This window comes from Dinoroseobacter sp. S76 (assembly GCF_049801095.1).
Taxonomy (GTDB): Bacteria; Pseudomonadota; Alphaproteobacteria; order Rhodobacterales; family Rhodobacteraceae; genus Dinoroseobacter.
This window is the reverse complement of sequence record NZ_JBNAGH010000001.1, coordinates 696,910-715,394: the sequence shown is the minus strand read 5'-3', so window position 1 is coordinate 715,394 and position 18,485 is coordinate 696,910. Positions and strand designations below refer to the sequence as shown.

Annotated in this window: 18 protein-coding genes and 1 pseudogene; 12 read left to right on the top strand and 7 right to left on the bottom strand. The window is 62.0% G+C overall.

Features of this window, described 5'->3' with window-relative positions; genetic code table 11:
* The first annotated feature begins 107 nt into the window (after nucleotides 1-107).
* Nucleotides 108-290 carry a hypothetical protein gene (locus tag ACP153_RS03510; protein ID WP_424969582.1) on the top strand — a complete coding sequence of 61 codons (183 nt, stop codon included), beginning with the start codon at nucleotides 108-110 and terminating at the stop codon, nucleotides 288-290.
* A gap of 182 nt (nucleotides 291-472) precedes the next feature.
* Nucleotides 473-1,069, top strand: a complete 597-nt coding sequence (locus ACP153_RS03505) for a hypothetical protein (protein WP_424969581.1) — start codon at nucleotides 473-475, stop codon at nucleotides 1,067-1,069.
* 99 nt (nucleotides 1,070-1,168) lie between these two features.
* On the opposite strand, the gene deoD is transcribed toward ACP153_RS03505, so the two are convergent.
* Nucleotides 1,169-1,879, bottom strand: coding sequence for a purine-nucleoside phosphorylase (gene deoD / locus ACP153_RS03500; RefSeq protein WP_424969580.1), 711 nt, complete (start codon nucleotides 1,877-1,879; stop codon nucleotides 1,169-1,171).
* 157 nt (nucleotides 1,880-2,036) lie between these two features.
* Nucleotides 2,037-2,495 (bottom strand): hypothetical protein, encoded by a 459-nt coding sequence (locus ACP153_RS03495; protein WP_424969579.1) that lies wholly within the window; start codon nucleotides 2,493-2,495, stop codon nucleotides 2,037-2,039.
* Nucleotides 2,496-2,574: 79 nt separating this feature from the next.
* Here ACP153_RS03495 and ACP153_RS03490 point away from each other — a divergent pair, with 79 nt between their 5' ends.
* Nucleotides 2,575-3,102, top strand: a complete 528-nt coding sequence (locus tag ACP153_RS03490; RefSeq protein ID WP_424969578.1) for a DUF4329 domain-containing protein — start codon at nucleotides 2,575-2,577, stop codon at nucleotides 3,100-3,102.
* A gap of 310 nt (nucleotides 3,103-3,412) precedes the next feature.
* On the opposite strand, the gene ACP153_RS03485 is transcribed toward ACP153_RS03490, so the two are convergent.
* Nucleotides 3,413-3,859: a helix-turn-helix domain-containing protein gene (locus ACP153_RS03485; RefSeq protein ID WP_424969577.1), complete on the bottom strand. Its 447-nt coding sequence runs from the start codon at nucleotides 3,857-3,859 to the stop codon at nucleotides 3,413-3,415.
* Between the two features lie 130 nt (nucleotides 3,860-3,989).
* On the opposite strand from ACP153_RS03485, the gene ACP153_RS03480 reads away from it, so the two are divergent.
* Both ACP153_RS03480 and ACP153_RS03475 read left to right on the top strand, forming a co-directional pair.
* Nucleotides 3,990-4,682 carry a YqiJ family protein gene (locus ACP153_RS03480; protein WP_424969576.1) on the top strand — a complete coding sequence of 231 codons (693 nt, stop codon included), beginning with the start codon at nucleotides 3,990-3,992 and terminating at the stop codon, nucleotides 4,680-4,682.
* A gap of 40 nt (nucleotides 4,683-4,722) precedes the next feature.
* Entirely contained in the window at nucleotides 4,723-6,399 is a 1,677-nt protein-coding gene (locus ACP153_RS03475) for a flotillin family protein (RefSeq protein ID WP_424969575.1), read from the top strand.
* Between the two features lie 225 nt (nucleotides 6,400-6,624).
* On the opposite strand, the pseudogene ACP153_RS03470 reads toward ACP153_RS03475, so the two are convergent.
* Nucleotides 6,625-8,601 (bottom strand): annotated as a pseudogene (locus ACP153_RS03470) (protein meaA); the annotation flags it as partial.
* Nucleotides 8,602-8,849: 248 nt separating this feature from the next.
* On the opposite strand from ACP153_RS03470, the gene ACP153_RS03465 reads away from it, so the two are divergent.
* The 7 genes from ACP153_RS03465 to ACP153_RS03435 all read left to right on the top strand — a co-directional run bounded on the left by ACP153_RS03465 (nucleotide 8,850) and on the right by ACP153_RS03435 (nucleotide 15,772).
* Complete coding sequence (locus tag ACP153_RS03465) at nucleotides 8,850-10,241, top strand: 1-acyl-sn-glycerol-3-phosphate acyltransferase (RefSeq protein WP_424969574.1); 1,392 nt, start codon at nucleotides 8,850-8,852, stop codon at nucleotides 10,239-10,241.
* A gap of 119 nt (nucleotides 10,242-10,360) precedes the next feature.
* Nucleotides 10,361-11,653: a crotonyl-CoA carboxylase/reductase gene (ccrA, locus tag ACP153_RS03460; RefSeq protein WP_424969573.1), complete on the top strand. Its 1,293-nt coding sequence runs from the start codon at nucleotides 10,361-10,363 to the stop codon at nucleotides 11,651-11,653.
* A gap of 209 nt (nucleotides 11,654-11,862) precedes the next feature.
* Nucleotides 11,863-12,078 carry a hypothetical protein gene (locus ACP153_RS03455; RefSeq protein WP_424965096.1) on the top strand — a complete coding sequence of 72 codons (216 nt, stop codon included), beginning with the start codon at nucleotides 11,863-11,865 and terminating at the stop codon, nucleotides 12,076-12,078.
* On the top strand, nucleotides 12,035-12,733 hold the full coding sequence (locus ACP153_RS03450) for a helix-turn-helix transcriptional regulator (protein ID WP_424969572.1): 699 nt from the start codon (nucleotides 12,035-12,037) through the stop codon (nucleotides 12,731-12,733). Before ACP153_RS03455 ends, ACP153_RS03450 begins: the two co-directional genes overlap by 44 nt.
* A 102-nt stretch (nucleotides 12,734-12,835) precedes the next feature.
* Nucleotides 12,836-13,456: an acyl-homoserine-lactone synthase gene (locus ACP153_RS03445; RefSeq protein ID WP_424969571.1), complete on the top strand. Its 621-nt coding sequence runs from the start codon at nucleotides 12,836-12,838 to the stop codon at nucleotides 13,454-13,456.
* A gap of 49 nt (nucleotides 13,457-13,505) precedes the next feature.
* Nucleotides 13,506-15,044, top strand: coding sequence for an AAA family ATPase (locus ACP153_RS03440; protein ID WP_424969570.1), 1,539 nt, complete (start codon nucleotides 13,506-13,508; stop codon nucleotides 15,042-15,044).
* Complete coding sequence (locus tag ACP153_RS03435) at nucleotides 15,041-15,772, top strand: SDR family oxidoreductase (protein WP_424969569.1); 732 nt, start codon at nucleotides 15,041-15,043, stop codon at nucleotides 15,770-15,772. Before ACP153_RS03440 ends, ACP153_RS03435 begins: the two co-directional genes overlap by 4 nt.
* A 12-nt stretch (nucleotides 15,773-15,784) precedes the next feature.
* Here ACP153_RS03435 and ACP153_RS03430 read toward each other — a convergent pair whose 3' ends face one another.
* The 3 genes from ACP153_RS03430 to ACP153_RS03420 are packed head-to-tail and all read right to left on the bottom strand — an operon-like array spanning nucleotide 15,785 to nucleotide 18,483.
* On the bottom strand, nucleotides 15,785-16,540 hold the full coding sequence (locus tag ACP153_RS03430; RefSeq protein ID WP_424969568.1) for a TIGR02186 family protein: 756 nt from the start codon (nucleotides 16,538-16,540) through the stop codon (nucleotides 15,785-15,787).
* Nucleotide 16,541: 1 nt separating this feature from the next.
* Nucleotides 16,542-17,459 (bottom strand): sulfite exporter TauE/SafE family protein, encoded by a 918-nt coding sequence (locus ACP153_RS03425; RefSeq protein ID WP_424969567.1) that lies wholly within the window; start codon nucleotides 17,457-17,459, stop codon nucleotides 16,542-16,544.
* 58 nt (nucleotides 17,460-17,517) lie between these two features.
* Nucleotides 17,518-18,483, bottom strand: a complete 966-nt coding sequence (locus ACP153_RS03420; RefSeq protein WP_424969566.1) for an ABC transporter permease — start codon at nucleotides 18,481-18,483, stop codon at nucleotides 17,518-17,520.
* Nucleotides 18,484-18,485 lie beyond the last annotated feature (2 nt).

Here is an 18,485-nt window from a genome sequence, read left to right as displayed (position 1 = left end):
GTTTCGCACAGGCAGGTCCACCGGACCTGCCTGTTTGCGTTCTGGGATCGCGCGAGTAGGCAGTGCGCCGGTCCTGACGGGACCCTCAAGCCGGAGAGGCCAACCCCATGGCATTGTTTCCAATTGCGATCCTGATCGTGGTCCTCTTGATGTACCTGCTGCGCACCCGCCGAACCCGCATGTGCCGCTGGCGCAGGCGGGGTGATAAGGACTGGCGCTGCGCGGCTTGCGGAGCCGTCGCGGTGACCGGAGACCAGAAGATGCCCCGGATTTGTCTTCGAAATCAGTGAGATCTTCGCAATTTGAGAAGATTGCTGGGTAAAAGACGCGCAATATGCTAAGATATTGAAGCTTCGGGGGCGTTTTCAGTACCGCGGGGCTTGTTGTTTATGGGCGCGATTATTTATGCGCCGAAGCTTTGAGGTTCAAAATGTTTCCCAAATTGACGCCAATTGCACTTGCCGCTTTCCTGATGGCGCCCCTCCCGGCCCTGGCCGTGCCCTCGCTCAGTTTCGTGATTGATGGCGACACGTTCAGCCAACCCTTTTCGTTCACCAACACCTCCGATGCGGGGGAGATGATCACCGCGTTCAACATCGATCTGGCCGGGACCGGGCTGGTCTTCGATCCGGTCAATCTGGGGGCGCCGGGCAATGGCTCGAATGGCACTGCCTTCGCTGCGACCGGGGGCACGGATGTGACCACCGGGCTCACTGGCAACACGGTTGTGGATGGCGGCACCACGCTCGACATCCTGTTCAACGATTTCGACCCGACCGAGACCTTCAGCTTCCTGCTCGATGTGGATCCGGCAGATCCGCTCGCCCTTCCGACGGTCTTCGGGAACCAGATGATCGGCGCGACCGCGGCGATCAATTTCTCCGATGGTCAACAGCTGATCGGGATCTTCGAGGGGGTGGTCGGCAATGATGATGCCGCGGCCTTCACGGCGACCGGGATTCAGCCGATCCCACCGATCCCGCTCCCGGCGCCCGCGCTACTGACTTTGTCAGCGCTGGGCACGCTCGGCGCGTTCAAGCTGCGGCGGCGCAAGTCCAAGGCAGGCTGAGCCTCTCCCGGCTCCGGGCTCTCGCCTGGTGCAAATCAGCGTGCAGCTCTGCGGTCTCCGCAGAGCTGTTTTCTTTCAAATACAGATGTTTGCCCCGGATCAGGCCCCGTCAAACGCGGCATGAAGCGCGATCTCGACCATGTCGCCGAAGCTCGATTGCCGCTCGGCGGAGGGCAGGGCCTCGCCCGTGTTCAGGTGGTCCGACACGGTCAGAACGGCCAGCGCGCGGCGGCCATAGCGGGCGGCGAGGGTGTAGAGTTCGGCGGCCTCCATCTCCACGGCGAGGATGCCATGACGGGTCATCTCCTTGTTGAGATCCGGCCGCTCGTCATAGAATACATCCGAGGAATAGATCCCGCCCACATGGACCGTCGTGCCCTTGGCGCTGGCAGCGGCCTCGGCGGCGCGGAGCAGGCTCCAATCGGCGCAGGGCGCATAGTTGAGCTCGCGGAAGATGCCGCTGGAGGGGGTCGAGATCGACGAGCAGGTCATGGCGAGGATGACGTCCCGCAGGGTCACATGGTCCTGCATCGCGCCCGTGGAGCCGATGCGGATCAGGGTCTGCGCGCCGTAATCCTTGATCAACTCATTGGCGTAGATCGACAGGCTGGGCATGCCCATGCCCGAGCCGTGGATCGTGACACGGTTGCCGCGCCAGGTGCCGGTGAAGCCCAGCATGCCGCGCACCTCGTTCACGCAGACCGGATCGTCGAGATAGGTCTCGGCGGCCCATTTCGCGCGCAGCGGATCGCCGGGCATGAGGACGGTTTCAGCGATATCGCCGGGTTTGGCTCCGATATGAACGGTCATGGAAAGCTCCCTGTTTGGGACAGAGTATAGCGGGTGCGGAGGCCGCGAAAAGCGCTGTCCGACGGGGTCGGCGCCCTGTCGGCGGGTTGTCGGACATGTGTCGGGCAAGTGTCGGGCACGGGCGCGCGCTGGGGTCAGATCCGGTTAACCTGCGCGGTCATTCCGCGAGGCTGGAAAACCGGTTTTCCTCGGGCGACCAGACCATCGCCTCAACGCAGGGGCGCAGGTTCGTGCCGCCGCAATCATTGCCGTGCCGCTGGTTCAGCACCACGGTGAGCGGCCCCATCCTCTCGACGCTCCAGCCTTTGGAGAGGCGGCGTGTGACCGTATCGCCCACGGCAAACAGAACCGAGCAACCGCCGGTCCCGCAATAGAGGCTCGCCGCCGAGGAACAGCGCAGCTGGCCCAGATCGAGCACCAGATCCATGGCCCCATCTCCGGTCAGGTCGGTGCGGCTCGTAGCGCCCCAGGGTACCTCGAGCGTGCCGTTCTCGAAGGCGGCGCAATCGGCCCGGGCTGTGTCGATCTCGGCCTGGAGCGCGGCGGGCAGATCCTGGGCCAGGGCGGGGCCGGGGGCCAGCAGGGCGAGGGCAAGGGGGAGGAAAGCAAAACGCATGGGAGATCCTTTGCGCGGCGCGCGTTGGGGGCTAGGCTGCCCCAATGTTCATGGCGTGAGTATAAGGAGTGTCTGGTCCATGCCGAGAAATTTGTTCTGTGCCGTGGGGCTGACGGCGGTGCTGGCCGCACCCATGGCGGGGGCGCAGGCCGAGCGCGATGAGATCGCCTTCATGCGGGCGCTGTTTGCGGAGCTGCAGGTCAAGTCGATCCGCAAGAACCGCGAGTATTGCGGATATGTGGGCTACACCGATGACGGGGATCTGGTGGCGACCAAGGCGCAGCGCGGCCGCTCGGACAGTTGCGCTCCGGACTGGCCCGAGGATTTCGATCCGGTCGCGTCCTATCACACCCATGGGGGCTATGACCCCGATGCCTGGTCCGAGATCCCCAGCGGCGATGACATGGAGGCCGATGAGGCGGACGGCGTGGACGGCTACATCGCAACGCCGGGCGGCCGCATGTGGTACGTGGACAGCTCGGAGATGATCGCCAGTCAGATCTGTGGCGTCGGCTGCCTGCCCATGGATGGGGATTTCGAGCCGGAGACCGAAATCGTGGTCCAGCAGAGCTATGCCTATGAGGAGCTGATCGAGATCTTAGAGTGAAACGGGCACTGAGCTTGAGGCCCTCACTACAGCGCCATTTCGTTTTGGGAAAGTCTACGCGTCACCGGTCTTGGTAAGAACCGGAACAGAGTGCCGGTAGGCAGCATTCGTGAGAGAATACACTCAGAAGGCAGCTTGGAGCCTATCGCGCCAGATGCTGTTTTGTAGACGAAGGTTATAAACAACCCGGCGTGCAGGCGTTTGGGGACGTGAAAGACATACCCAGCGCCACATGCGGAAACGTCTGTAAGTATTTTCCTGAGTTGGAGCCTATCAGCGCGATTGCCGAGTTCCATGCCTATGATCTTTGCTAGGGATCATCCCAGAAATCGGTTGGGAAATCGTGCAAAAGCTCCGCGGCTTTGTCTTCGATCCAATCTTGGCGATCGTCGTTGGACCATTTTGCGCTGTCCGGCTCTTCCTGAATGAAGTGCTTCGCTTTTTTGAGTGCCTGACGATACAGAAGGTCCTCAATCCTTTCGTCCGGCACAATGGCGTACACAAAGCGCCCGCCCATTGCTGCCGCCAGTCTTTGCATTTGATTGATCGAGACCCCGCCGTCCAACTCGCTGCGCTCTGCCTGATAAACCGCATTTCGGGAGACGCCTTTGCGCTTGGCGACCTGTTCTGCGGACATGCCCAACGCATAGCGGACGGAGGCAATCCATCCTTTCTCCGGGCGTTCAACATTCCCCATCTGCTTGGCGGACGCGTCAATCATCCGGGCTAGACGGCGTCTCTTCAGGAAATCAGGCATCCGCGTCCTCGTCATGGAGATGGGCGAGTGGTACATAAAATGTATCTATTGTGACAAAAATCAAGAATTTTGCATATAAATGACTAACAATTACGGGATGAGATATTATGTATAGATTGAAAGGAGAGCTATGTTTGAAATTCTATTGATGCCCGAGGCGATCGTCTTTGCTGTCTCGCTTGCCGTTGTCGCAGGTCTTTTCGTGCTTGAGATCCTGACGGCGGTTTTTGGTGGCTCAATTCTGGGAATCGGTAGTGATGCCCCTGATGTCGACCTTGATCTTGATGCGGATTTTGATTTTTCGGTTGAGACGTCTGAGGGAATTGACTTTGGCATTGATGATGCAATTCCCGAGGCCGAGACTGGTAATGCAGGGTCTTCGGGTATCTTTACATGGATGGGTGCGCGTGACGTCCCTTTCCTGATCTGGCTTGTGTCTTTCTTGACGATGTTCGGGTTAGGCGGCCTGATCATTCAATCTGTTGCCGTCGGTGTTTTCGGTGCGCCGCTCCCGATTGTTCCAGCATGTATCGTCGCCTTTGTTCCTGCACTTGCCGTCACCAGAGTGATCGCAAACTGGGTCGCATTGATCATGCCCAAAACGGAATCCAGCGCCTTGCGCACACGGCATTTGGGTGGTTGCCGCGGAAAAGTCACTCAGGGCACCGCGTCGCGCGGTCGGCCGGCCGAAGTCAAGATCAAGGACCGCCATGGCAACATCCACTACATGCGCGTTGAGCCGCTTCACGATGATGAGGTTTTTGAGCAAGGGAGCGATGTGACGCTGATCCGCAAACGAGGCGACAAGTTTTACGTGATTTGATCCGCCACTTTCAGAAGAGGAAACTAAAATGGAGACGTATATGCAATTCACCCCAATCCTGACAATCGCAGCAATCATCATCGGCCTGTTGATCTTTATTGGTCTCATCATGGCCCGCCTCTACAAACGTGCAACGCGAGAGACGTCTCTCGTGAAGACAGGGTCTGGTGGCCGCAAGGTAATCATGGATGGTGGCACTGTTGTTGTGCCGTTCCTGCACGAGATTTCAAAGGTCAACATGAAGACGCTGCGTTTGGAAGTTGCCAGGGTGAACGATCAATCATTGATCACGAAGGATCGAATGCGCGTGGATGTTGGGGTGGAGTTCTATGTATCGGTGAACGCCACTGAGGATGGTATTTCCCGGGCGGCTCAAACGCTGGGCGACCGGACTTTCCATGTCGAACAACTCCGCGAGATGATCGAAGGCAAGCTGGTAGATGGTCTGCGCGCGGTGGCCGCCCAGATGTCGATGGACGAGCTGCACGAGAACCGCGCGAGCTTCGTTCAGGAGGTGCAGAATGCGATCTCAGAAGATCTGCTCAAGAACGGTCTGGAACTGGAGGCCGTTTCGCTAACCGCGCTTGACCAGACACCGTTTGAATCGCTTGATGAGAACAACGCGTTTAATGCGGTCGGTATGCAGAAGCTGGCCGCTGTGATCGCGACCTCGCGCAAACAGAGAGCGGAAATCACTGCCGAGGCAGATGTGTCTGTGGCACAATCCGAGATGGAGGCTGAGAAGCGCAAGTATCAGATTGAACGCGAACAAAAGCAGGCTGAGATCAAGCAGATCGAAGAAATTCAGACCTTGCAGGCTGAGCAGGAAGCGCAGATCGCCCGCAATCAGGAAGCTTCTGATCGCGCAAAGGATGAGGCCCGGATCGAGCGTGAGAAGGCCGTGCGTGCTGCCGAGATCGAGCGCGAGCGCACCATCCGCGAGGCCGAAATTGCCAAGGAACGTGAGTTGGAAGTTGCCGACCAGGAGCGGCAAATCATCGTTGCTCGAAAGTCCGAGGAAGAGAGCCAGGCGCGTGCTTCTGCTGACAGCGCCCGCGCTGAAGCCACGAAAGCCACCGAGGCGATCGAGACTGCCCGCGCAGTTGCGGAGGCTGAACGTGTGAAGCAGATCGCCCTGATTGAGGCTCAAAAGGAAGCCGAGCGTCAAGCAACCGCGATACGCCTCGCTGCTCAGGCCGAAAAGGAAGCAGCCAGTGATCGTGCTGCCGCCAAGCTTGAAGAGGCGCAGGCCGACGCGAACGCGATCACATTTCGGGCCGAAGCGAAGAAAACAGACTTGCTGGCGACAGCCGAAGGTCAGATGGCGATTGCAAATTCCGAGAATGAGCTGAGTGCCGAGATTATCGCGATGAAGGTGCGTTTGGCTCAACTAGAGGCAATGCCTGCGATCATCGCCCAGATGGTGAAACCTGCGGAGAAGATCGACTCGATCAAGATCCATCAGGTGACCGGTATGGGCGGTGCCGCTGGCGGTGAAGCGCGGTCGAACGATGGCACGCCAGTTAACCAGGCGCTCGACTCTGTTCTTGGCATGGCTTTGCAGATGCCCGCGATGCAGGCGTTGGGCAAAGAGCTGGGCATCAGCTTGGAAAACGGTCTCTCCGGCGTTGCGAACGGTGTGATGGATGTAACGGGCGGCGCGACCGAACAGGCCCCCCCATCTGACGTTTCCGCGGACAACCAACACTCTGGCTGACGCGGAGACAGGTGTTCTCGGGTAGATGTTGTCACCCGAGCGATTGCTTCAAACATGATGGCCGGTTTCTGATTGAAACCGGCCATTCAGCTTTCCGCCAAAGAGCACGGGTTTGTCCGCATTGCGGACGCTGCTTCGTCGCTCCTGCATTCCGCGCGTGATTCTGCACACCCGAACGGGCCGGAGCCGGCGTTCAGGGCGCGCTGCAGTTCGGCTCTAATGTCTTCACTCCGCCGCGACGGGTTGTGCGTCCACGAGGCCGACGATGTCGAACATGATGCGGTTCAGCTCGAAATCCTTTGGCGTATAGACCTTGGCCACGCCCATGGCGCGGAGGCGGTCGGCGTCGTCATCGGGGATGATGCCGCCCACGACCACGGGGATGTGGGTGAGGGCCTCGTCGCGCATCCGGCCCATGAGCTCTTCGATCAGGGGGATGTGGGAGCCCGACAGGATCGACAGGCCGACCACATGCACGTCTTGTTCCCGGGCGGCGGTGACGATTTCCTCGGGCGTCAGGCGGATGCCTTCATAGGTGATGTCCATGCCGCAGTCGCGGGCGCGGGCGGCTATTTGCTCGGCGCCGTTGGAGTGGCCGTCGAGGCCGGGTTTGCCCACGAGGAACTTGAGCTTGCGGCCCAGCTTGGTGGAGACGGTGGAGACCGCGTCGCGGATCTCGTCCAGACCTTCGGTGCGGTTCGAGGGGTTGGACGATACGCCCGTGGGGGCGCGGTATTCGCCGAAGCTCTTGCGGATCTCGAGACCCCATTCGCCGGTGGTCACCCCAGCCTTGGCGGCGGCGATGGAGGCGGGCATCACATTGACGCCGGACATGGCGGCCTCGCGCAGAGCGGCGAGGGCCTTTTGCGCGGCGTCTTCGTCGCGGGCGGCGCGCCAGGCCTCGAGGCGTTCGATCTGATCCGCCTCAACCGCCGGGTCCACGACCATGATGCCGCCATCGGCATCCACCAGCGGCGAGGGCTCGCCCTGCTGGTACTTGTTCACGCCGACCACGGTGGTCTCACCCACTTCGATCCGGCCGAGGCGATCGGAATTGGCCTCCACCAGACGGGACTTCATGTATTCGATCGCGGCCACGGCCCCGCCCATCCCGTCGATGGTGGCGAGCTCGGCGCGGGCGCCTTCCTTCAGCTCGGCGACCTTGCGGTCCACAGCCGGGTTGCCGTCGAAGAGGTCGTCATATTCCAGAAGGTCGGTTTCCAATGCCATGATCTGCTGCATGCGCAGGGACCATTGTTGGTCCCACGGGCGGGGCAGGCCGAGCGCCTCGTTCCAGGCCGGGAGCTGCACCGCGCGGGCGCGGGCGTTTTTCGACAGGGTCACGGCGAGCATCTCGATCAGGATGCGGTAGACGTTGTTCTCGGGCTGCTGCTCGGTCAAGCCGAGGGAGTTCACCTGCACCCCGTAGCGGAAGCGGCGGAACTTGGCCTCTTCGACACCGTAGCGGTCGCGGCAGATCTCGTCCCAAAGCTCCACAAAGGCGCGCATCTTGCACATCTCGGTGACAAAGCGGATGCCCGCATTCACGAAGAAGGAGATCCGGCCCACCATGGCCGGGAAGTGCTCGGCGGGGACCTTGTCCTTCAAATCATCGAGCACAGCGGTGGCGGTGGCCAGCGCAAAGGCCAGCTCCTGCTCTGGCGTCGCACCGGCCTCCTGCAGGTGATAGGAACACACGTTCATCGGGTTCCATTTGGGCAGATGCTCGCGGGTATAGGCGGCCACATCGGTGATCATCCGCAGGCTCGGCTTGGGCGGACAGATATAGGTGCCGCGGCTGAGATATTCCTTGATGATGTCGTTCTGCACGGTGCCCTGCAGTTTCGAGACATCCGCGCCCTGCTCCTCGGCCACGGCGATATAGAGCGACAGCAGCCAGGGCGCCGTCGCGTTGATCGTCATGGAGGTGTTCATCTGATCGAGCGGGATGTCCTTGAAGAGCGCGCGCATATCGCCGAGATGCGCCACGGGCACACCGACCTTGCCGACCTCACCGCGCGACAGGACATGGTCGCTGTCATAGCCGGTCTGGGTCGGCAGATCGAAGGCCACGGAAAGACCGGTTTGCCCCTTGGCGAGGTTGCCACGATAGAGCGCATTCGAGGCCTCGGCCGTGGAGTGACCTGCATAGGTCCGGAACAGCCAGGGGCGGTCTTTCTTGGTCTCGGTCATCGGCATCCTCGTGAATCGCTTACGGCAATGATCTTGCGTTTCGCTGGGTTCTACGGAAACTTTATGTCCGTGTCAATTCGCTGCAACGCAACAGAGCGCACGCAGAAAGCAGCGCCCATCCGGCCCGTGTTTTAGAGGATTTCGCACGCCCTGTCCCCCGGTCTCTGGTCCGCTGCGGCAATGGGGACGGCGGAGACGCGCGTCGCCTGGGGCGGCTTTTTCTGGACCCGTCGCGCGGCTTGGCCCAAGCTGGGCGCATGACCGAGACGATCGCGGTTCCTCTCTGGCTCTTTGGGCTCGTCATCCTCTTCGCGGCGGTGACCTTTGCTTCGCATTTCCTTTTCCCATCCGTGCGCTGGTTCATACGCCGCCGGTTCGAGAGGGCCGTGGCGCGGCTCAACACCAAGCTCGCGCGGCCCATCGAGCCGTTCAAGCTCATGCGGCGCACGGACAATATCAACCGGCTGCTCTATGATCCGCAGGTGATGGAGGCGGTGGTGGCCTATGCCAAGGCCGAGGGCGTGCGCGAGGATGTGGCCTTTGAAAAGGCCCGGCGTTATGCGCGCGAGATCGTGCCGGGCTTCTCGACCGCCACCTATTTCGGCTTTGCGATCCGGGTGGGGCGCTGGCTGACCCGGGCGCTGTACCGGGTGCGGATCGAGCGGGTAGATGTCTCGGTCGCGGGGATCGATCCGGATGCGACCGTGGTGTTTGTCATGAACCACCGCTCCAACATGGATTATGTTTTGGTCACCTGGCTCGTCGCCGAGAACACGACCCTGTCTTACGCGGTGGGGGAATGGGCGCGGATCTGGCCGCTGAACTGGCTGGTGCGGGCCTCGGGCGCCTATTTCATCCGGCGGCGCGAGCTCAACCCGCTCTATCGCGGGGTGCTGGCCCGCTATGTGCAGATGGCGCGGGAAGCCAAGGTGACCCAGGCGATCTTCCCGGAGGGCGGGCTGTCGCGGTCGGGCCATCTGGGGCCGCCGAAGCTCGGGCTGCTCAGCTATCTCTGGGACGGGTTCGATCCGGAGACGGGGTCGGATGTGGTCTTTCTGCCCGTGGGGCTGAACTATGATCGGGTGTTCGAGGATGCCTCGCTGGTGGCGGCGCGGCCCGAGGGCCGGTTCAAGCTGGCCTGGGGGCGGGTGCTGGGCGCGGTGCTGCCCGAGGTCTGGCCGATCCTGCGAGGGCGGCAACGGTTCGGCTATGCGGGGGTGAGTTTCGGGGCGCCGCTCTCCATGCGCGCGGCGTACCTCGCGGGCGGCACGGTGGAGGATCTGGGCCATGAGCTGATGGCGCGGGTGGGCGCGGCGGTGCCGCTTTTGCCGGTGCCTTTGGTGGCGGATATCCTGCTGGCGCATCCGGACGGGATCGCGCGGGAGACACTGGATAGGCTCTTTGCCGAGCGCAGTGCCGTGCAACCCGCCAGCCCCCTGACCGAGGACAGCCTACCCCCGGATTTGCGGGCGGAAGACGGGCTGAAGGTGCTGCGCAGACGGGGGCTGGTGGAGGAGGCCGAGGGGCGCGTGACGGTCCCTTCTGCTGCAGTGCAGATCCTCGAATACTATGCCCATACAGTGCCCAAAGGTTCACAAACCCCGCCAAACGCCCCTGTGGAGACAGAAAAATTCGCGGCTGCGACATAAAATTTCACAAACCAGACGTTTTTCGTTTGCAATGTTGCGGCGCGCCCCATATTCCCCTCGTGAGCACTGCAGCAATTTGATTCTGCGCTGCGGAAACCGTTTATTACGAGGAGGCCCAGATGGCGCTGGATGTCGATCAATCCCTTGTGTCCTATGACGCACCGGAGAAGGACCTGTATGAACTGGGCGAGATGCCCCCGCTCGGTTATGTGCCCAAGCAGATGTATGCCTGGGCGATCCGCCGGGAGCGTCATGGCGAGCCCACCGAGGCGATGCTGCAGGAAGTTGTGGACGTCCCGACCCTCGACAGCAATGAGGTGCTAGTGCTCGTGATGGCCGCGGGCGTGAACTACAACGGTGTCTGGGCCGCGCTTGGCCAGCCGATCAGCCCCTTTGACGGCCACAAGCAGCCCTACCATATCGCAGGTTCCGATGCCTCGGGCATCGTCTGGGCTGTGGGCGACAAGGTCACCCGCTGGAAGGTGGGCGACGAGGTTGTTGTGCATTGCAACCAGGATGATGGCGACGATGAAGAGTGCAATGGCGGCGACCCCATGTACTCCCCGAGCCAGCGGATCTGGGGCTATGAGACACCGGACGGGTCGTTCTCGCAGTTCACTCGCGTGCAGTCCCAGCAGCTCATGGCGCGTCCGAAGCACCTCACCTGGGAAGAGAGCGCGTGCTACACGCTGACGCTCGCCACGGCGTATCGGATGCTGTTCGGGCACGAGCCCCATGACCTCAAGCCCGGCCAGAACGTGCTGGTCTGGGGCGCATCGGGCGGTCTGGGGTCTTATGCGATCCAGCTGATTAACACGGCCGGTGCGAATGCGATCGCCGTGATCTCCGATGAGGACAAGCGCGACTTCGTCATGGGCCTTGGTGCCAAGGGCGCGATCAACCGCAAGGACTTCAACTGCTGGGGGCAGCTGCCCACCGTGAACACGCCTGAGTATAAGGAGTGGTTCACCGAGGCGCGGAAGTTCGGCAAGGCGATCTGGGACATCACCGGCAAGGGTGTGAATGTGGACATGGTCTTCGAGCACCCGGGCGAGAGCACCTTCCCGGTCTCGACCCTGGTCTGCAAGAAGGGCGGCATGGTCGTGATCTGCGCGGGCACCACCGGGTTCAACTGTACCTTCGACGTGCGCTACATGTGGATGCACCAGAAGCGTCTGCAGGGCTCGCACTTTGCCCATCTCAAGCAGGCGGCCTCGGCCAACAAGCTGATGCTGGAGCGCCGTCTTGATCCCTGCATGTCCGAGGTCTTCCCCTGGGCGGAGCTGCCGGAGGCGCATATGAAGATGCTGCGCAACGAGCACAAGCCGGGCAATATGAGCGTGCTGGTACAGGCGCCGCGGACCGGTCTGCGGACCTTTGAAGACACGCTAGAGGCGAGTAAGTCGGCCTAACCTCTTCTTAACGAATCAATGAAAGGCTCGCGGCACATCCAGTGCTGCGGGCCTTTCTCTTTGACCCAATCCAGTCGTTTTAAGGCAAACAAGCACTTAGAATCGCGCCCCTCACTATTTCTGGGGAGGTTTTTTTCGCGAATACCGGGGGCAATGCCCTCGTGCTATAGTTGTGTTAATGTTTCGTTAACCTTTGGAAAGAAACACTCATGGCACAAGACTGGATTGTTGATGTTCTCGCGGATCTCCGGAGTTTTGCCCTTCAAAACGGCCTGACTTCTCTGGCTGAACAACTGGACGACACCATGCTGGTGGCGGCCACGGAGTTGGCTCAATCGACCGAGGACGAACCCAACGCTTTGGAGAGACATGCCCCGCGGGTTGGAATCGTTTCTGGAGGATTTGCAGGCGGCAAGATCGCTTGATGACGTGCAGGCACGGCTCTTTGCCCTGCGCGAAGAGCTAGAGGTCGAAAACTTTGCCTATCACTGTCTAGACGCCAACGGGAACAAATACGGCGCGATGACCTACGATGCCCCTTGGGTGAAACGGTACATCGAACAAGATTACGCCCGCGTCGATCCGGTGATCAAAGGCACCTACCAAAGGTTCAACCCCGTAGACTGGAAGCAGCTCGACTGGTCTCCCAAAGCGGCCCGGGAGTTCATGGGCGAGGCGCTCCAGACCGGGGTGGGGAACCAAGGCCTCTCTGTGCCGATCCGGGGCCCGAACGGACAGTTCGCGGTCTTCTCGGTTAACAACAAAGCCAGCGACTCAGCCTGGGAATCATATCGGAAGGAGTACCTCCAGACATTCATCCTTGCCGCGCATTTCATCAATCAGCGCGCCTTGGAACTCGAAGAAGACATAAATCCGCCCGCGAAACCTTTGTCGCCAAGGGAATCAGATGCCCTTACGCATCTGGCCAACGGATTGAGCCGTGGCCAGGTCGCGGAGAAGCTAAAAATTTCCGAGCATACTCTAAGGGTTTACATCGAAAGCGCGCGGTTCAAATTGGGCGCGGCCAACACCACTCACGCTGTTGCGCGGGCGATGATCAGGGGACTGATCGTCGTCTAAATACCCCTATGTGCAGGATTTTTTTGCCTGCGACCGCTAGGAATTCCTTAACCAGGTCCGGGCGTAGCTTCCTCTCGTTTTCGCAACAAGAGGGCCGCCCCCATGATCCGTTTCATCTACGCAGACCAGCTTAACGCTTACCCCCGTCTCCGTGACACCATGTTCCGGGATCGGGCTGAACAGTTCTCTGTGCGCCTCAAATGGGACGTCACCGTGGACGCGAATGGCTTTGAGCGGGACGAATACGACGACGTGAACCCGATCTATGTCATCTATGAACTGCCCGATGGCACCCATGGCGGATCCATGCGGATCCTGCCAACCACCGGGCCGACCATGATCAATGATCACTTCCTGCATCTGACCGATGGCGTGGCGATCCAGAGCCCGCTGATCTGGGAATGCACGCGGTTCTGCCTGTCGCCCCGCGCCGACAGCAAGGTGGCCGGTGCCCTGATGCTGGCGGGTGCTGAGTTCGGCGTGGCCTCGGGCCTGACCCATTCGGTGGGTGTGTTCGATGCGCGGATGACTCTGGTCTACCGCCGTCTCGGCTGGATCCCGGAAATCCTCGGTCAGGAAGGCGAAGGTCGCAGCGCCGTCGCCGTTGGTCTTTGGCCGATGGAAGCAGATCTCCGCGAGCGCCTCGCCGCCCGCGTCGGCATCAGCCGCGAGATCAGCTGCCATTGGTACGAACGCGCGTTTGGTCCGAGCTTGGCGGCCTGACGGATCTTTCGCGCTGGTGGGGGCGGGAGGCGTTGGCTAGTGTCGCGCCATGACCGCCCCCGCCGTAATCTTTTCCGACGATCAGGCCGATGCCTATGATCGTGTCTCCGATGCCCTTGCCGCCGCCGGGGTCGATCTCGCCGACGAAACCCTGATGCCGCCGCGCGAGGGCGCCGCCTCTTCGGTGCTCGCCGTTTTGGGCAAGGCCGGGTCGGGCAAGACGCTGCTGTTGGCACGGCTCGCCGATGATCTGGTGAAGGCCGGGGTCGAGGTGGTGTCGGGCGATTGGGAAGGCCGCCGCCGCAAGGACCGCCGCACGCTCGCGATCCTCGCGCCCACGAACAAGGCCGCTTCGGTGCTGCGCATGCGCGGGGTTCCGGCAACGACGATCCACCGGATCCTCTACACGCCAGTCTATGATCCGGAATACGAGCGGATCGCCGACTGGCTCGCCGGATCTGGCGACAGACCAGAGGTCGAAGGGCTGACAGATGAGGCGCTGGACCGGGCCAAGTCGTTCTATGAGGCCCATAGTTCGATCCCGGGTGCGCTGGCTGCCGCGGGGTTGCGGGGGTCGGATTTCATCACCGGCTGGAAACGTCGCGAGGACCCGCTAGACATTGGATTCGTTGACGAATCCTCGATGCTTGATGAGCGGCAGTTCGACGATCTGCGCGAGATCTTTCCGACACTTTGCCTGTTTGGCGACCCGGCTCAGCTGCCCCCGGTGGGGCAGTCAGGCAAGATGGTCTTCGACACGCTACCCGCGCCGCGACAGCTGGTGTTGAGCCGGATCCACCGGCAGGCGGAGGACAACCCGATCCTCGATCTGGCCCATGGGCTTGCGGATCCGGAGGTGGATTTCAACCGGTTCGAGCGCATGGTCGAAGAGGCCGCATCGCGGGATGAGCGCGTGGTCGTGCAAGGCCGGGTGGAGGCCGCGTTGATGGCGCGTTCACCCGCGCTGGTCTGGCGGAATGCGACGCGGATCCGTATGATCCATGCGTTCCGCGCGGCCTATGGCGCGCCTGCGGATGCGTTGCTCGAGGGGGAGCCGCTGATTTGCGATGGGCTGGAACTGCCCCTGAAACACCGGAAAAAGCGGATCGATCTGGAGGCGCGGGGCCTGATCAAGGGCGCGCAGGTGATCTATCTCGGGCCCGGGCGGAAGCCGGGTTTCTCGAAATTGCATGTGGTAGGGGCGGAGGCCCCCGAGGTGTCGGCGGCCTCGATCGTCAAGATCGAGCTACCCGATGAGGAAGAGCCGTTCATTCCCTATGCGGCGCGGATGGGGGCGACCTTCCTCCATGGCGCTGCGGTGACGATCCACAAAGCCCAGGGAAGTCAATGGGATACGGTGCAGGTCTTTGGGCCGGACCTCTCGGCGGCGGCTTGGGCCGGGCGGGTCGAAGCGGGGCAGCCTTTGTGGAAACGTCTGGCCTATGTGGCCATCACCCGGGCGCAGGAGCGCCTGATCTGGGTGACCCGTGCGCGGTTGGCGCGGCCCGATGGACCGCTCACCGTAACGGATTTGAAAGCTGCGCCCGCCAAACTGACCCTTGAGCCCACGGAGGAGGATCCCCGATGAGCAAGTCGATTCTGATCACAGGCGCGAGCGGCGGTATCGGCGCCGCGGTGGCCGAGAAATTCCTGGCCGAAGACTGGCAGGTGGGGTTGCTCGCGCGGCGGGAAGATGCGCTTGAGGAGGTTCGGGCAGGACGGGCAAATGGCCATATCCTGACGGCGGATGTCTCGGATCCGGAGGCGGTCGAAGCTGCCTTTGTGGCTTTTGACGCGGCGGTCGGCAGGCTCGATGTGCTTTTTAACAATGCCGGAATTTTCGTGCCTGCGGCGATGATCGATGACGTGCCCGTCGCCGATTGGGACAGGGCGTTGGCGGTGAACCTGACGGGCATGTTTCTCGCCGCGCGGGCGGCCTTTGGCCGGATGCGTCGGCAGGATCCGGCGGGTGGTCGCATCATCAACAATGGCTCGATCTCGGCCCATGTGCCGCGCGAGGGCGCGGTCTGCTACACGGCGACGAAGCACGCGATCACGGGGTTGACGCGGCAGCTCTCGCTGGACGGACGACCCCTCGGGATCGCTTGCGGGCAGATTGATATCGGCAATGCCCGGACCGATCTTCTGGAAGGGATTGATGCCGCGGCGCGGGCCCGGGGAGAGCCGCCGACCCCGATGATCGAGACCGATGCAGTTGCGGATGCGGTCTGGTCCATGACCACGCTGCCGCTCGAGGCCAATGTGCAGTTCATGACCCTGATGGCGACGAAAATGCCTTATATCGGAAGGGGTTGAACCCCTCTGGGCTCACCCTTTGAGATAGCGGAAGACGGCTGACGCGCCCCAACCCGCGGCAATCGCAATCGCCAGGGACAGCAGCCCGTAAATCAACGGACGCTCATGGGCGAGGTTGTAGATCCAACGCTCCAGCCCGACCTTGCGCACATCGATGGCAGTCTCGAACTCGTCGATCACCTGCTTGTCCCGGGTCAGGAAAATCCGCGTGCGGTAGGTGCCCTCGGTCAGGTTCGCAGGCAGGGCAAATTCGGTGGAAAACAGCGTTTGCGAGCGCAGCAGTACTGCGGATTCCCGGGTTTGGTACAAGTCCTCGCCCGCGCGGATCCGGACCAGCGCATCGGTGAATTGGTCGAGTTCTTCGGCGGCGCCGCTATCGATGGCGCGGATTGCCGTGCGCGTGGTGATCTTGTGGCGCAGGTCTTCGGTCTGGCTCAAGATCTTGTCCAGCGGGGCCGAGGAGGCGACCGCATAGAAGGTCGGCGCGGCATCGATGTCGGCAGAGGCGGTGTTCACCCAGATCCCGGCAACCTTGGACTTGCGCCGGATCGTGACCGGCTCGGGCGGGCCTTCGACCGCGATGATCACGCCCAGATCGTTCTCGGGCGGGATCTCGGTCTCTCGCTTTACGGCGCCGAAAATCAGGATCTCGGACCCGTCGAAATTCGCGGTGATCGAGACGCGGGTTTGGCTGAGATCGGCGACCACGGTTTCCGCCTGCAGGGGCAGGACCAGCAGCAGGAGCAGGAGGAGACTGCGCAGGATCATCTCAGTGCCCCCCCGCGCCGATGGAATAGAGCTCGGACGGCATCACCAGCAGATCGAAGGCCAGCTTGCCACAGACTGCGAGCACGAGCGCGGCGAGCAGCACGCGGAGTTGCTCGGCCTTCAGCTTGGTGCCGATCGCGGTGCCGATCTGTGCGCCAATCACCCCCCCGATCAGCAGGAGCACCGCCAGCGCCATATCCACAGTGAAGTTCGTCGTCGCGTGGAGCAGCGTGGTGAAGGCCGTCACAAAGATGATCTGGAAGAGCGAGGTGCCGACCACCACCTTGGTGGGCATGCCGAGCACATAGATCATTGCGGGCACCATGATGAAGCCGCCGCCGACCCCCATGATTGCCGCGAGTATGCCCACGAAGAAGCCAACCGCGATGGGCGGGATCACCGAGATATAGAGGCCCGAGGTGCGGAAGCGCATTTTGAAGGGGAGCGAATGCACCCAGTTCCGCTGCCGCCGCTTCGGCGGGGCGCCGCCGGCTTTCTTCGACTTGCGGATCGCGTTCAGGCTCTCGATGAACATGAGGCTGCCGACCACGCCGAGGAAAACCACGTAGCAGAGCTTCACCAGAAGATCGACCTGACCCAGTGATTTCAGGTAGTTAAAGAGCACCACGCCGACTGCGGCCCCGACAAGACCTCCCACCAGGAGGACGGTCCCCATTCGGAGATCCACGGTCTTTCGCCTGAGATGGGCCAGCACGCCGGAGAAGGAGGAAGCGACGATCTGATTCGCCTCGGTGGCCACGGCCACGGCGGGCGGAATGCCGATGAAAAACAGCAGCGGGGTCATCAGAAACCCGCCGCCGACCCCGAACATACCCGAGAGGACCCCGACGATCCCCCCCAGTCCCAGAAGCAGGAACGCGTTAACCGAAACCTCGGCAATGGGGAGGTAAATTTGCATGGCTCAGCTTAGTCGTGGCGGTGCACCGGACGCAATGGACGCACCGACGCAGATTGGCTTAGCGCTCCTTAACATAGGGTTCCCCACCAGCGCGAGGGGGGATTGCCTTGCCGACGAAACCCGCGAGGATCACGACGGTCAAAATGTAGGGAAGCGCCTGCATCAGCTGCACTGGGATCGGGATGCTGAGGACCTCGATATTCTGGAACCGGTTGGCGATCGCCTCGAGGAAGCCAAAGAGCAGGCAGGCCATCAGCGCGTACCAGGGCCGCCACTTCGCAAAGATCAGGGCGGCGAGGGCGATATAGCCCCGGCCTGCGGTCATGTCCTTGACGAAGCCCGCCGAAAGGCCGGTGGCCAGATAGGCGCCCGCGAGCCCGCAGAGCAGGCCGCAGATCCCGACAGCGGCATAGCGTAGGCCCACGACCGAGATGCCTGCCGTGTCCACGGCGGCCGGATTCTCGCCCACCGCGCGCAGGCGCAGACCGAACCGCGTCCGAAACAGGATGTACCAAGTCGCGGGCACGGCCAGCATCGCCACATAGACGAGGATCGTGTGGCCGGAAATTAGCTCGTAGTAGATCGGCCCGAAGAGCGGCACGCCCTGCAGCGCCTCCGCAAAGGGCAGGGTGATCGGCTCGAACCGCGCGCCGCCGAGGAGGGAAGGGGTGCGCCCGCCTTGGCTGAACCAGCTTTGGGCGATCAGGACCGTTAACCCCGCAGCGAGGAAGTTGATCGCCACGCCCGAGATCAGCTGGTTGCCCCGGAAGGTGATCGAGGCGAGCCCATGGATCGCCGAGAAGAGGAGCGCCGCGAAGATCCCCGCCAGAAGCCCGACCCAAACCGAGCCGGTCACGGCGGCGACGGCGGCGGACAGGAAGGCCGCGGCAAGCATCTTGCCCTCCAGCCCGATATCGAAGATCCCGGCGCGTTCGGAGAAGAGCCCGGCGAGGCAGGCCAGCAAGAGCGGCGTGGCCAGACGGATGGTGCTGTCGAGGACCTGCAGGAGGGTGGCGAAATCCATGG